This window comes from Cupriavidus sp. 207A1, from assembly GCF_057798955.1.
In genome coordinates this window covers 198343-210809 of sequence record NZ_JBYOJO010000001.1, presented here as the reverse complement: position 1 = coordinate 210809, position 12467 = coordinate 198343, and the positions used below count along the sequence as shown (strand labels likewise).

At 66.8% G+C, this 12467-nt stretch carries 9 protein-coding genes; 4 read left to right on the top strand and 5 right to left on the bottom strand.

The features are described 5' to 3' along the window. Positions 1-182: 182 nt before the first annotated feature. Positions 183-2042 carry a dihydroxy-acid dehydratase gene (gene ilvD, locus AC3FMM_RS00985; RefSeq protein WP_115712167.1) on the bottom strand — a complete coding sequence of 620 codons (1860 nt, stop codon included), beginning with the start codon at positions 2040-2042 and terminating at the stop codon, positions 183-185. A gap of 282 nt (positions 2043-2324) precedes the next feature. On the opposite strand from ilvD, the gene AC3FMM_RS00980 reads away from it, so the two are divergent. From AC3FMM_RS00980 to AC3FMM_RS00965, 4 genes are all read left to right on the top strand, one after another. Continuing rightward, positions 2325-3347 (top strand): class I fructose-bisphosphate aldolase, encoded by a 1023-nt coding sequence (locus AC3FMM_RS00980; RefSeq protein WP_115712165.1) that lies wholly within the window; start codon positions 2325-2327, stop codon positions 3345-3347. Positions 3348-3590: 243 nt separating this feature from the next. After that, on the top strand, positions 3591-5204 hold the full coding sequence (locus tag AC3FMM_RS00975; protein ID WP_488685984.1) for an ABC-F family ATP-binding cassette domain-containing protein: 1614 nt from the start codon (positions 3591-3593) through the stop codon (positions 5202-5204). Between the two features lie 79 nt (positions 5205-5283). Then, a complete protein-coding gene (locus tag AC3FMM_RS00970) occupies positions 5284-5820 on the top strand; it encodes a dihydrofolate reductase family protein (RefSeq protein WP_116313408.1) in 537 nt (178 codons plus the stop codon). A gap of 286 nt (positions 5821-6106) precedes the next feature. Beyond that, positions 6107-7090 (top strand): Bug family tripartite tricarboxylate transporter substrate binding protein, encoded by a 984-nt coding sequence (locus tag AC3FMM_RS00965; protein WP_488685983.1) that lies wholly within the window; start codon positions 6107-6109, stop codon positions 7088-7090. Positions 7091-7148: 58 nt separating this feature from the next. Here the strand turns inward: AC3FMM_RS00965 and AC3FMM_RS00960 are convergent, their stop codons facing one another. The 4 genes from AC3FMM_RS00960 to AC3FMM_RS00945 all read right to left on the bottom strand — a co-directional run bounded on the left by AC3FMM_RS00960 (position 7149) and on the right by AC3FMM_RS00945 (position 12433). Next, a complete protein-coding gene (locus AC3FMM_RS00960; protein ID WP_488685982.1) occupies positions 7149-8216 on the bottom strand; it encodes a CaiB/BaiF CoA transferase family protein in 1068 nt (355 codons plus the stop codon). After that, positions 8213-10339: an acetate--CoA ligase family protein gene (locus tag AC3FMM_RS00955; RefSeq protein ID WP_488685981.1), complete on the bottom strand. Its 2127-nt coding sequence runs from the start codon at positions 10337-10339 to the stop codon at positions 8213-8215. Before AC3FMM_RS00955 ends, AC3FMM_RS00960 begins: the two co-directional genes overlap by 4 nt. 92 nt (positions 10340-10431) lie before the next feature. Beyond that, positions 10432-11580 (bottom strand): acyl-CoA dehydrogenase family protein, encoded by a 1149-nt coding sequence (locus AC3FMM_RS00950; protein WP_488685980.1) that lies wholly within the window; start codon positions 11578-11580, stop codon positions 10432-10434. A gap of 103 nt (positions 11581-11683) precedes the next feature. After that, positions 11684-12433: an IclR family transcriptional regulator gene (locus AC3FMM_RS00945; RefSeq protein WP_115682286.1), complete on the bottom strand. Its 750-nt coding sequence runs from the start codon at positions 12431-12433 to the stop codon at positions 11684-11686. Positions 12434-12467: the final 34 nt, after the last annotated feature.

Here is a 12467-nt window from a genome sequence, read left to right as displayed (position 1 = left end):
CATGCGAATTTGCCGCGAAACGGTACGGAAGTCCATCAGAAATGTATTAAATGATATTTATATCTATTTCTAGCAGATTAAAGAACCGTCAATGAGGGCCTCTGCCGGCTTCGCTAAACAAAAAAAGCCGCTCAAAGAGCGGCTTCCCATGACGCAAGCAGGCACCCAGCCCGCCCCTCGCATCAATCGTCCAACAACGACAAATCCCTCACCGCGCCCTTGTCCGCCGACATCACCAGCTTGGCATACGCCTTCAGCGCCGCCGACACCTTGCGCGGGCGCGGCTTGGCGGGCTTCCAGCCCTTGGCGTTCTGCGCTTCGCGGCGGCGCGCCAGTTCTTCGTCGGACACCAGCACGTTGATGGTGCGGTTGGGGATGTCGATGCGGATCTTGTCGCCGTCCTGCACCAGGCCGATGGCGCCGCCGGCCGCGGCCTCGGGCGAGCAGTGGCCGATGGACAGGCCGGAGGTGCCCCCGGAGAAGCGGCCGTCGGTCAGCAGTGCGCAGGCCTTGCCCAGCCCCTTGGACTTGATGTAGCTGGTGGGGTAGAGCATTTCCTGCATGCCGGGGCCGCCCTTGGGGCCTTCGTAGCGCACGATCACCACGTCGCCGGCCTTGACCTTGTCGCTGAGGATGTTCTCGACCGCTTCGTCCTGCGATTCGGTGACGTGGGCGGTGCCCTCGAACACCAGGATGCTTTCGTCGACGCCGGCGGTCTTCACCACGCAGCCGTCGAGCGCGATGTTGCCGGTCAGCACCGCCAGGCCGCCTTCCTTGGAGAAGGCGTGCTCGTAGGAGCGGATGCAGCCTTCGGCGCGATCCAGGTCCAGGCTGGGCCAGCGCGTGTTCTGGCTGAACGCCACCTGGGTGGGAATGCCGGCCGGGCCGGCCAGGTAGAACTGCCTGACGGCCTCGTCCTCGGTGCGGGTGATGTCCCACTGCGCCAGGGCGTCCTTCAGCGTGGGCGCGTGCACCGTCGGCACGTCGGTGTGCAGCTTGCCGGCGCGCTCCAGCTCGCCCAGGATGGCCATGATGCCGCCAGCGCGGTGCACATCCTCGATGTGGTACTTGTTGGTGTTGGGCGCGACCTTGCACAACTGCGGCACCACGCGCGACAGGCGGTCGATGTCGGTCATGTCGAAGTCGATTTCCGCCTCGCGCGCGATCGCCAGCAGGTGCAGGATGGTGTTGGTCGAACCGCCCATGGCGATGTCCAGCGTCATGGCGTTCTCGAACGCCTTGAAGCCCACCGCGCGCGGCAGCACGCGCGCGTCTTCCTGCTCGTAATACTGGCGGGCCAGTTCCACGATGCGGCGGCCGGCGCGCTTGAACAGCTGCTCGCGGTCCGCATGCGTGGCCACCACCGTGCCGTTGCCGGGCAGTGACAGGCCCAGCGCCTCGGTCAGGCAGTTCATGGAGTTGGCGGTGAACATGCCCGAGCACGAGCCGCAGGTCGGGCAGGCGGAACGCTCCACCTCGGCCACGTCGGCGTCGGAATACGCGCTGTCGGCGGCGATCACCATGGCGTCGACCAGGTCCAGCTTCTTGAACTCCATGGCCTTGGTGACGGGGTTGGCCAGGCGCGTCTTGCCGGCTTCCATCGGCCCGCCCGAGACGAAGATCACGGGGATGTTCAGGCGCATTGCGGCCATCAGCATGCCCGGGGTGATCTTGTCGCAGTTGGAGATGCACACCATGGCGTCGGCGCAGTGCGCGTTGACCATGTATTCCACCGAGTCGGCGATGATGTCGCGGCTGGGCAGCGAATACAGCATGCCGTCGTGGCCCATGGCGATGCCGTCATCGACCGCGATGGTGTTGAACTCCTTGGCGACGCCGCCCGCGGCCTCGATCTCGCGCGCGACCAGCTGGCCCAGGTCCTTCAGGTGCACGTGCCCCGGCACGAACTGCGTGAAGGAGTTGACCACGGCGATGATGGGCTTGGAGAAGTCTTCGTCTTTCATGCCGGTGGCGCGCCACAGCGAGCGCGCCCCCGCCATGTTGCGGCCGGCGGTGGAGGTTTTGGAACGGTATGTGGGCATGGTCTTGCTTTAGAAGTATCGCGGTAGGAAGCGGGCCGCGGGAATAAGGGCCCTGGCATGCCCGTGCGATCAACCTCTTGAGCTGCGCCGTGGGCAAAGCCGCGATTATCCCACAGCCGGCCGGGCAGGTTATGCCGTCCCGCCCGTGGCGTCCGGCGCGCGCAAACGCCGCGCAATGTTCGGGCGGCCACCATGGGAGCGCGCCATTTGTCCCCGACGCCCTTGCGCGATCGCCGTTTCGGGGAAATGCTTGCGCTTATGTCACCTGCGCGGAGCAACGTCATGGACACATCAAGTGAACTGCAAGCCACCGTGGATGCCCTGGCACAGCCGGGCAAGGGCCTGCTGGCCGCCGACGAGAGCGGTCCGACCATTGCCAAGCGGTTCGAGCGCATCGGCGTGGAATCGAGCGAGGAGAACCGGCGCGCGTGGCGTCAACTGCTGCTGGGCACGCCGGGGCTGGGCGACTACATCAGCGGCGTGATCCTCTACGAGGAAACGCTGGGCCAGAGCGCGGACGACGGCACGCCCTTGCCCGAACTGGCCGCGCGCCAGGGCATCGTGCCCGGCATCAAGGTCGACAAGGGCAAGCTCGCCCTGGCGCTGGCCCCCGGCGACGAAATCACCGAAGGCCTCGACGGGCTGGGCAAGCGGCTCGCCGGCTATCGCCAACAGGGCGCACGCTTTGCCAAGTGGCGCGCGGTCTACAACGTGTCGGACACCCTGCCCGGGCGCGCCGCCGTGCAGGCCAATGCCGAGGCGCTGGCCCGCTACGCCGCGATCTGCCAGCAGGCCGGCGTGGTGCCGATCGTCGAGCCCGAAGTGCTGATGGATGGCGGCCACTCCATGGCCCGTTGCGCCCAGGTGACCGAGGCCGTGCTGCACGAAGTCTTCCACGCCCTGCACCGCTACGGGGTGGCGCTGGAACACATGCTGCTCAAGCCCAGCATGGTGCTGCCCGGCAAGGACGCCGGCCAGGCGCCACCGTCGGAGGTCGCGATGCAGACCGTGCAGGTGCTCAAGCGCACCGTGCCCGCGGCGGTGCCGGGCATCTTCTTCCTGTCTGGCGGACAGACTCCCGCCGAGGCCACCGCAAACCTCGACGCCATGAACCGCCTGGCGCCGCTGCCGTGGCGGCTGTCCTTCTCCTATGGGCGCGCGCTGCAGGAACCGCCGCTGCTGGCCTGGCGCGGCGACGCTGCCAACGCCGCGCAGGCGCAACAGGCGCTGCTGCTGCGCTCCCGGCTGAATGGCATGGCCTGCCTGGGGAAATATGACGCGGCGCTGGAAAGCTCCGCCAGCTGAATGCTGCCGCTGCGCCTATGCCCTCCGGGCGTAGGCGCTTGGCCAGCGTCCACACGACGCCTGACCAGGGTCCATGCGCGTTGCGCGACATTGCGCCGCGCCGCGGATGCTTTTAACATTGCGGGCAATCCCCCATCACCGAGGTACTCGTCATGCGCCATTGATGCCGCCGTCTTCATGACGGCCAGTCTCCCACCTACCCCCATGAGCAGGGGGAGTTCCTGGCATCTTTGGAATCGACGCATGACGCATCCCTATCTCGCGCTGGAAAGCGTGTCTTACGTTCTGCCCGACGGCAGGACGCTTTTCTCCGACCTCACCGAACAGTTCGACCAGCGTGCCACCGGCCTGGTCGGGCGCAATGGCGCCGGCAAAACGGTGCTGGCGCGCATGCTGGCCGGACAAGTGCAGCCGACCGGCGGCCGCTGTATACGCTCCGGCAGCGTGTATTACCTCGCCCAGCAGGTATCGCCTGCGCCTGGCGCTACGGTGTCGGGCCTCGCCGGTGTGCAGGCCACGATCGATGCGCTCGAACGCATCGAAGCAGGCAGCAGCGCGCCTGAAGATTTCGATGCCGTGGGCGAGCGCTGGGATGTGCGCGTGCGGCTGCAGGACGAACTGGCGCGCAATGGCCTGGACCATCTCGATGCCGCGACGCCTGCCAGCGCGCTCAGCGGTGGCGAAGCCATGCGCGTCACGCTGATCGGCGCCTTGTTGTCGGATGCCGATTTCCTGATCCTGGACGAGCCCAGCAATCACCTCGACCGGCCGAATCGGCAGGCGCTGCTCGCGCAGCTGCAGCGTTGGCCGCGCGGGCTGCTGGTGGTAAGCCATGACCGGCAACTGCTCGACGCCATGGCGCGCATCGTAGCGTTGTCTTCGCTGGGACTTCGCAGCTATGGGGGCAACTACACCTTCTACGCCCAATGCACGGAGCGCGAGCGGCAGAACGCGATCCAGCAACTGGAACAACGCAAGCTCGAACGCCGGCGCGAAGAGCAGTCCCTGCGCGAGCAACGCGAACGCCTGGAGCGGCGCCAGGCACGTGGCAACCGGCATGCACAAGAGGCCAACCAGGCCAGGATCCTGCTCGGCCGACAGAAGGAACGCAGCGAAAGCTCGGCCGGCAAGCTGCGCCAGCAGCATGCCGAGACCCGGCTGGAAATGGCCGAGCGCGTGCGCGAGGCCGCGCAGCGGGTCGGGCACGACCTGGCCATCGTCGTGCACGAGCTGCCGGTTGCCCTGGCTTCGCAAAAACGTGTCGCGGAACTGGAGGCCGTGGAGCTGCCCTTTGTCCAGGCTGCCACGCGCCAGATCAGCCTCACGCTGACGGGGCAGCAGCGCGTGGGCGTGGTCGGCCCCAATGGCAGCGGCAAGTCGACCTTGCTCAAGGTGCTCGCGCGCCAGCTGCAGCCCCTGGCCGGGACATGCAAGCTTCCGGTGCAAGGCATCTACCTCGACCAGCGGCTGGCCAGCCTGGACCCGCGGCGTCCCGTGCTGGAACAGATGCTGGCGGCCAACCCGACGACGAGCGAAGGCGATCTGCGCATGCGCCTTGCGCACCTCGGCCTGGATAGCGGGAAGATTGCAGTGCCTGGCGGCTCGCTCAGCGGTGGCGAGCGTCTCAAGGCGGCGCTGGCGTGCGTGCTGTATGCCGATCCACCGCCGCACCTGCTATTGCTGGATGAGCCCAGCAATCACCTGGACCTGCCTTCGGTACAGGCGCTGGAAGCGATGTTGCGCGGCTACCAGGGCGCGCTGGTGGTCGTGTCCCACGACGACGCGTTCATGAACAACCTTGGCTTGACGGATCGGCTGGTGGCAACGGAACAGGGCTGGCGGATTGCGCCATGGTAATTGCCGGCGCTTCGACCCGCAGATTTAATATGCGCTCGTGCAGGTCCATCCCGCTACCGACAGAACCAGAGGAACACCCATGATCACCGGACACGTCTTCATTGCCACCAGCCTCGATGGTTTCATCGCCCGCCCCGATGGCGACATCGGCTGGCTTCTGGAGCGGGATGACCCCGCTGAAGACCATGGCTACACAGCCTTCATCGCCGACAAGGACGCCATCGTGATGGGCCGTGGCAGCTATGAAAAGGTAGTCACGATGGGCGAATGGGCCTACGACCGTCCGGTGCTGGTGCTGTCCCGGCAACTGGCAGGCAAGCCGGTGCCCGAGGCCTTGCAAGGCAAGGTGCGATTCTCGGATGCCACGCCCGCGGACGCGATGGCGCAGCTGGAGGCGGAAGGGGTGCGACGCGTTTATGTCGATGGCGGCCAGCTGGTGCAGTCGTTCCTTCGAGAAGGATGGATCGCCGACATGGTGGTCACCACGGTGCCGGTGTTGATCGGGGCAGGCCGGCCATTGTTCGGCGCCCTGCCGCACGACGTAAGCCTGAAGCTTGAATCGAGCCGTTACTTCCCTTCCGGGCTGGTGCAGTCGGCCTATCGGGTACTGCGCTGAGGGCCTGCTGACGGCGGGTGGGGGCGCCCTGCCTCGCGCCCGCTGCTATCGGGCTCAAATGAGTTCGAATTTCGCCATCCTGCGCGCCCTCCTGAGCCGGCGCATCTGCGTCCGCAGCCCCTGAAAGCGAGCGCCATGCTCGCCCTCCGATTTGCGGCAGTGACCGCCGCTTCCCCGATGACACCACCCCGGGTGGCTTCCCTCGTCCTTGGATTTCCTGTTTTTCTTTTCTACGATTGGCTGTATATTAATTCGACATTTCGAAGACAATATCCAGGAGACAAAGATGAACAGAACTTTCCGAGTCCGGTTGCGGCCACTGGTGGCAATGCTGGCCCTGGCGCCGGCGCTGTCATGCGCGCAGGACAAATTCCCGAGCCGGCCGATCACCTGGATCGTGCCGTTCACCCCGGGCGGAATCACCGATACCGCATCGCGCACCATCGCCAAGAAGATGTCGGAAACCCTGAAACAATCGGTCGTGGTGGAAAACCGGCCCGGGGCCGGAGGCATGGTCGGCACGGAAGTGGCGGCGCGCGCGGCGCCCGATGGCTACACCTGGATCTATGGCACCCAGGGCACGATGGCGGCCAACCTGGCGCTGTACAGCAAGGTGCGCTACGACCCGCTGAAGGACTTCGTCCCTGTCCACGCGCTTTCCGAAACCTCCACGATCATGGTGGTCAACAGTTCGCGCCCCTACAAGACCGTCAAGGAACTGGTGGAATACGCCAGGAAGCACCCGGGCAAGGTCAACTTCGGATCGGCGGGCGCCGGCACCGGCACGCATCTGAACGCCGAACTGTTCCAGGCCAGCGCCGGCGTCAAGCTGACCCATATTCCATACAAGGGCAGCTCACCCGCCATCAACGACTTGCTCGGGGGCGTGGTCGACGTGATGTTCGACTATCCGAGCATCGTGCTGCCGTTCATACAGAGCGGCAAACTGCGCGCGCTCGCCACCACGGGCAAGGAACGCCTGGCGCTGCTGGCGAACGTACCCACCATCGCCGAATCCGGCTATGCCATGGCGCAGGCCAGTAGCTGGTCCGGCATCCTGGTGCCGGCCGGCACGCCGCCGCAGACCGTGGCGCTGATTGCGAAGGCGACCGAGCAAGCGCTGCGCGACCCCGAGGTGCGCAAATCGATCGAGCCATACGGCAGCATGCCGATGTACGGCCTGTCCGAAGCCAGGTTCGGCAGCTTCATCCAGGCCGAGATCGTGAAGTGGGGCGATGTGGTCAAGAAGTCCGGCGCCAGGCTGGACTGATCAGCCCAGCTGCGCGGGGCGCGACGCCAGGCCGCCGCCCCGCGATACCCGCGATACTTCAGGCCATCCCTTCCAGCGTCACCGGGAACCCGGGCAGCGGCCCGCTTTCCGTCTCGGTGATCCGCGCGCCCGACCTGGTCCGGGCCTGCGCAACTGCCTCGACCGCGTCCAGCACCGGAAACACGGGCAGATCGGCTTGCGCCAGGCGTGCCATGAGCACATCCGCGTCATACCCGGCCACGCACTGCGCCAGGCGCGCATTGATGGCATCGGCATGCGCGATCCGCGCGGCGTGGTCCACGCAACATGGATCGTCGGCGGCAAACAGACCCAGCGCCGAATTCAGGCCGCGCCAGAAGTGCTCCTCCAGCGCCGCGATGGTCAGGAAGCGGCCATCCTTGCAGCGGAACACGCCATAAGCGGGCTTGCCGCCCAGCATCGCGCGCTGCGCGTCGGGGGTGGTCGCGGCCTTCTGGCGAAACAGCCCCAGCCGAGGCGCCATCCAGTGCAGCACGCTGTCGGCAAGCGCCGCGTCCAGATACTGGCCGCGTCCGCTCGCCGTGCGCTGGTAGAGCGCGGCCAGCAGCGCGGAGAGCGCCGTGGAGGCGCCAGCCAGATCCGCGATCGGCAGCATGGCCTGGTGCTCCGGCGGACCACCCGGTGCGCCCGTCAGTGACAGCGCGCCCGCCGCCGCCAGATAGTTGATGTCGTGCCCTGGCAGCAACGCATGCGGGCCGTCCTGACCAAAGCCGGTCAGCGACAGGTAGATCAGACGCGGAAACTGCTCGCGCAGACTGTCGTAGTCCAGCCCGAGCCGGCGCATCACGCCGGGGCGATAGGATTCGATCAGGATGTCCGCCTGCGCGATCAGCTCCCGCAACTCGGCCAGGCCGCTGTCGCGCTTCAGGTCGCAGAACACGCTGCGCTTGCCACGGTTGAGCGCGGCGAACAGCCCCGGTGCCAGGCGTCGGGCGTTGTCCCCGTGCGGTGGGCGTTCCACCTTCACGACTTCGGCGCCCATCTCGACCAGGGACTGCGTCAGGAACGGGCCGGGGAGCAACTCGGTCATGTCGATCACGCGCACCCCCGCGAGCGGCGGGGAGTGGCTTGCTTGGGTCGTGCTCATTGCTCCCCCTCGCCTTGCGCCATCACGATCACCGCATCGAGCGGCAAGACTCCTTCGCCCGCGACGCCGAGCCAGACCGGGTTCAGGTCCATCTCGACCAGCCGGTCAGCATGCGCGACGACGAAGTCCGAGACCTTCACCAGCAGCGCCGTCAGCGCGGCGATATCGCGACGCGGCTTGCCTCGCGCGCCATCGAGCAACGGGAAGCAGCGCACCTCGCGGATCATCGCCTCCGCCTCGGTGGCCGACAACGGCAACATGCGGCGCGAAACGTCCTTGAAGACCTCCACATAGATTCCGCCCAGGCCGAAGGTCAGGATATGCCCGAACACCGGGTCGCGCGAAACGCCGATCAGTATCTCCAGCCCGCCCGGCGCGGCCATGTGTTCGAGCAGCAGTCCGTCGATGCGCGCATCGGGCACGTGGCGCGCGACCGACGCGTGAATACCTTGCCAGGCCGCCTCGAGCCCCGCTTCATCTACGATGCCGACCACCACGCCGCCGACGTCCGACTTGTGCTGGATCTGCGCGCTCACCACCTTGGCAACCAGCGGGTAACCCACCTCGCGCGCCAGCGCTCGCGCCTGCTCCAGCGTGGCCGCCACTCGCGACACCGGAACGGCGATGCCGGCCTGGCGCAGCATCGCCTTGCCCTCCGGCTCGGACAGCGCCCGCGCGGGCACGTCGGCCAGCGGCCGCGCAGCGGTCTGCAGCAGCGGCGTGAAGTCGAGATCGGCGCGGGCACGCCAGTCGGCATAGGCCAGCCAGCGCTGCACCGCCTTGACCGCCTTGCTGATGCTGCGAACGGGCGCCAGGCCCGCATCGGCAAACACCTTGTAGGCTTCGCCCTGGCGCTCGCTCATCCAGATCGGCAGCATCGGCACCGGGCTCTCTTCCTGCACCTGTACCGTGATGTCGGCCGCCAGCTTGGTGATGGCGCCATACTCGAGCGCCTGCGGCAGCAGCACCAGCGATACGTTGGGGTCATGACAAACCGCCTGCAGGCAAGTCCGCGCCAGCTCCGGCCTGGCCATCACGGCGGTGGTGGTATCGATGGGGTTGTCGATGGCGGCATACGAAGGCAAGGCGTCGCGCAGCACGGCAAGGGTCTGCGGCGCGAACTCGGCCAGCTGCAGCCCGGCGTTGCCGACCATGTCGGCGCACAGCGCCGCGGTGCCGCCCGACCCCGAGTAGATCGCCAGGGCACCACCCTGGCGCGGCAGGCCGCGCGCAAACAGCCAGGCGGTGTCGATCAGCTCGTCGATGTCATCCACCTCGACCACGCCAAGCTGGGCGAACACGGCGCTGTTGACCTCCGCCGAGCCGGTAATCGATGCCGTGTGCGACTGCGCTGCCTTGCGCCCGTATTCGGAGCGCCCCACCTTCAGCGCCACCACCGGCTTGCCCTGGCGCGCCGCATGCTGCACGGCGGCGACGAACTTGCGGCCGTCGTTGACGCCTTCGAGCAAGGTGGCAATGACCTTGATATCGGGCGCATCGGCCATGTAGTGAATGAAGTCGCTCACCTGCAGGTCGACCTCGTTGCCGCTGGAACTCCAGAGCCCGACCCCGATGCCACGGTCCATCGCCTGCAGCACGTTGCGGCCAAGGCCGCCGCCCTGCGTGGCCAGCCCCACCGGACCGCCGCGGAGATCGTGCCGGAACGACGGCGAGAAGGTGAAGCCGAGCCGCTCCGTGATATTGGTCAGGCCCGGGCAGTTTGGTCCGTAGATGCGCATGCCAGTGCGTGCCACGATTTCCTTCATGGTCTGTTCGGCGGCCTTGCCCTCTTCGCCGGCTTCGCCAAAGCCCGAGGTCAGGATGATGGCGAAGCGCACCCCTTTCTCGCCGCACTGCTCCAGTACGGCGAGCACGTGCTCGGCGGGCACCGCCACCAGGGCAGTGTCGGGCACCGCCGGCAGCGACGCCACGTCGGGCCAGGCCTTGTGCCCGGCCACTTCCTGCCTGGTCGCGTTGACCAGGTACACGTCACCCCGAAAATCCGAATGCTCGAGCAGGTTCTCGAGCGCGCGGGCGCCGATGCTGCCACTGCGGTCACTGGCGCCCACCAGGGCAATGGAACGCGGGCTGACGAGCCGCGACAGGTCTTGGTATGTCTCCATCTTTGTTCTCTCGATGCGGAAGTCTGTGGAATCCGGCGCTACGCTGATGCGCCGGGCGATAAGCGTTGGCACGCTCGCGCGGCTGTTGCCGCTCAGGCAATGGCCGACATGCCGAGGATCTCGCGGCCGACGATCAGGGTCTGTACCTCGGTGGTGCCTTCGGGAATGGTGCCGCCACGCGTATCGCGGAAGATGCGCTCGATCGGATAGTCGGTCGCGTAGCCGAGTCCGCCGTGCACCTGCAGGGCCATGCTGGCCACTTCGTGCGCGGCCTCGGTCGCATACAGCTTGGCGATCGACGCCGAGACCCGCGTATCCTCTCCGCGGTCGAGCGCCATGGCGGCGCGGTAGCCGAGCGCACGTGCGGCTTCCACACGAATCGTCATGTCGACGATCATCTTCTGCACGAGCTGGAAGCCACCGATGGGTCGGCCGAACTGGGTGCGCGTCCTGGCGTAGTCAGTGGCCAGGTCGAGCGCGGCCTGCGCCGCGCCCACCGCGCCCATCGCGATATTGACGCGCGCCCCGTCCAGGCCCTGCAGCATGCGCTTGAGCGCGCTGCCCTCCTCGCCCAGCAGGTTCTCGCGCGGCACGCGAACATTGTCAAAGCCCAGTTCGGCGGTGCCGGTACTGCGCAGCACCATGGTGTCGACCCGGCGCACCTCGTAAGGACTGACGTCGCGCTCGACCAGGAAGGTCGACAACTGGCCCTCGCAATTGTCGCTATAGGTACGGGCCACCACGATGCCGAAGTCGGCGAATGCGCCATTGGTGATCCAGAGCTTGCGGCCATTGAGCACGTAGTGGTCGCGGTCCAGGTCGGCACGCGTCTGGATCTGCGCGATGTTGGAGCCGGTACCCGGCTCGCTGATCGCGGTAAACACCTTGCGCTCGCAGGCCAGCAATGGCGCGAGAAAACGCGCCTTCTGCTGCGCCGTGCCGACCGTGGCAAGCTTGGCGATCGGGCCGTTGGTAATGTTCAGGATGGTGCGCAGCGAAAGCCAGGCATAGCCGGCCTCCTCCATCATCATCGCCCAGGTGAGCTGGTCCAGCCCCATCCCGCCCTGTTCCTCGGAGAGGCGCCCGCCGATATAGCCGAACTGCGCCAGACCCTTCAGGATCTCGAACGGAAAGGTCTTCTCCTGGTCGTGCCGGCCGACCAGCGGTGCCACCTCCGCCTGCATGAATCGGCGAATATTGTCGCGCAGCAGCCGCTGCTCGGGAGTTGCTTCGAAAAACATGGGTGTCTCCTGTAAAAGCCCGGTTGAGAAATACGGGCGACGCCGGGCAGCCCGGGCATCGCCGATACCAAGGCCGGACACAGGGACGGTTCCATGCGCCGGCCTAGTTTTGTTGGAACGCGGGGAAAACCAGATCCCGCGCGGCCTCGATCACCTCCAGGTACTCGTCCTTGCGGCGCTTGAATCGTTCGGTGGGACCCGCCAGCGAGATCGCGAAGGGTTCGTCGCCGATCCGTCCGGCCACCGCAATGGCCGTCACACCTTCACCGCCCTCGTCCTCGACCCAGGCCCAGCCGCGCTTGCGCACGTCAGCGATCTGCTTTTCCAGCACCACCGGATTGATCTCCGTCCTGGGTCCCAGCTTGGGCAGCGCGCGCAGGCGCAACTGCCGCGCCGCGTCTTCCGGTGGCAGTACCGCCAGCAGGGCCTTGCCAAGCGCCGTGGCATGCAAGGCCAGGCGCTTGCCAACCCGCAGCACGTACCGCAATTCGTAGCGGCTTTCCTGGAAGCCGGTCACCCGCACATGGGCCCCGTCAAGCCGGCCGCACAACGAGGTCTCGCCGGTCTTGCCGGTGAGGAACTCCGTGGCCTCGGCGGCCACCGCCGCCAGCGGATCGTTGCCGGCAATGGCTTCACAGATGGAATGAAGCCGCATGGTGGGATAGAAGCGGCGCGTGCGCGCGGTCCGCATCAGATACCCGGTCTCGGTCAGCGTATGCAGCAGGTCGGAGCAACTGCTCTCCGGCAGATCGAGCAGGCGCGCCAGTTCCGAATTGGAGAGCTCGCGCTTTTCGCGCGAGAACACCTCGAAGACGGCAAGACTGCGCGCGGCAGCAGGAACAAAGCTAGGCATGGGTTCTCCGAAATCCTCGTGATGGCAGGGCGAG

What these genes read in the sequence shown, in the direction of transcription:
- ilvD (WP_115712167.1), bottom strand. Translation starts at nt 2,042, where the DNA reads ATGCCCACATACCGTTCCAAAACCTCCACCGCCGGCCGCAACATGGCG.
- AC3FMM_RS00980 (WP_115712165.1), top strand. Translation starts at nt 2,325, where the DNA reads ATGGACACATCAAGTGAACTGCAAGCCACCGTGGATGCCCTGGCACAG.
- AC3FMM_RS00975 (WP_488685984.1), top strand. Translation starts at nt 3,591, where the DNA reads ATGACGCATCCCTATCTCGCGCTGGAAAGCGTGTCTTACGTTCTGCCC.
- AC3FMM_RS00970 (WP_116313408.1), top strand. Translation starts at nt 5,284, where the DNA reads ATGATCACCGGACACGTCTTCATTGCCACCAGCCTCGATGGTTTCATC.
- AC3FMM_RS00965 (WP_488685983.1), top strand. Translation starts at nt 6,107, where the DNA reads ATGAACAGAACTTTCCGAGTCCGGTTGCGGCCACTGGTGGCAATGCTG.
- AC3FMM_RS00960 (WP_488685982.1), bottom strand. Translation starts at nt 8,216, where the DNA reads ATGAGCACGACCCAAGCAAGCCACTCCCCGCCGCTCGCGGGGGTGCGC.
- AC3FMM_RS00955 (WP_488685981.1), bottom strand. Translation starts at nt 10,339, where the DNA reads ATGGAGACATACCAAGACCTGTCGCGGCTCGTCAGCCCGCGTTCCATT.
- AC3FMM_RS00950 (WP_488685980.1), bottom strand. Translation starts at nt 11,580, where the DNA reads ATGTTTTTCGAAGCAACTCCCGAGCAGCGGCTGCTGCGCGACAATATT.
- AC3FMM_RS00945 (WP_115682286.1), bottom strand. Translation starts at nt 12,433, where the DNA reads ATGCCTAGCTTTGTTCCTGCTGCCGCGCGCAGTCTTGCCGTCTTCGAG.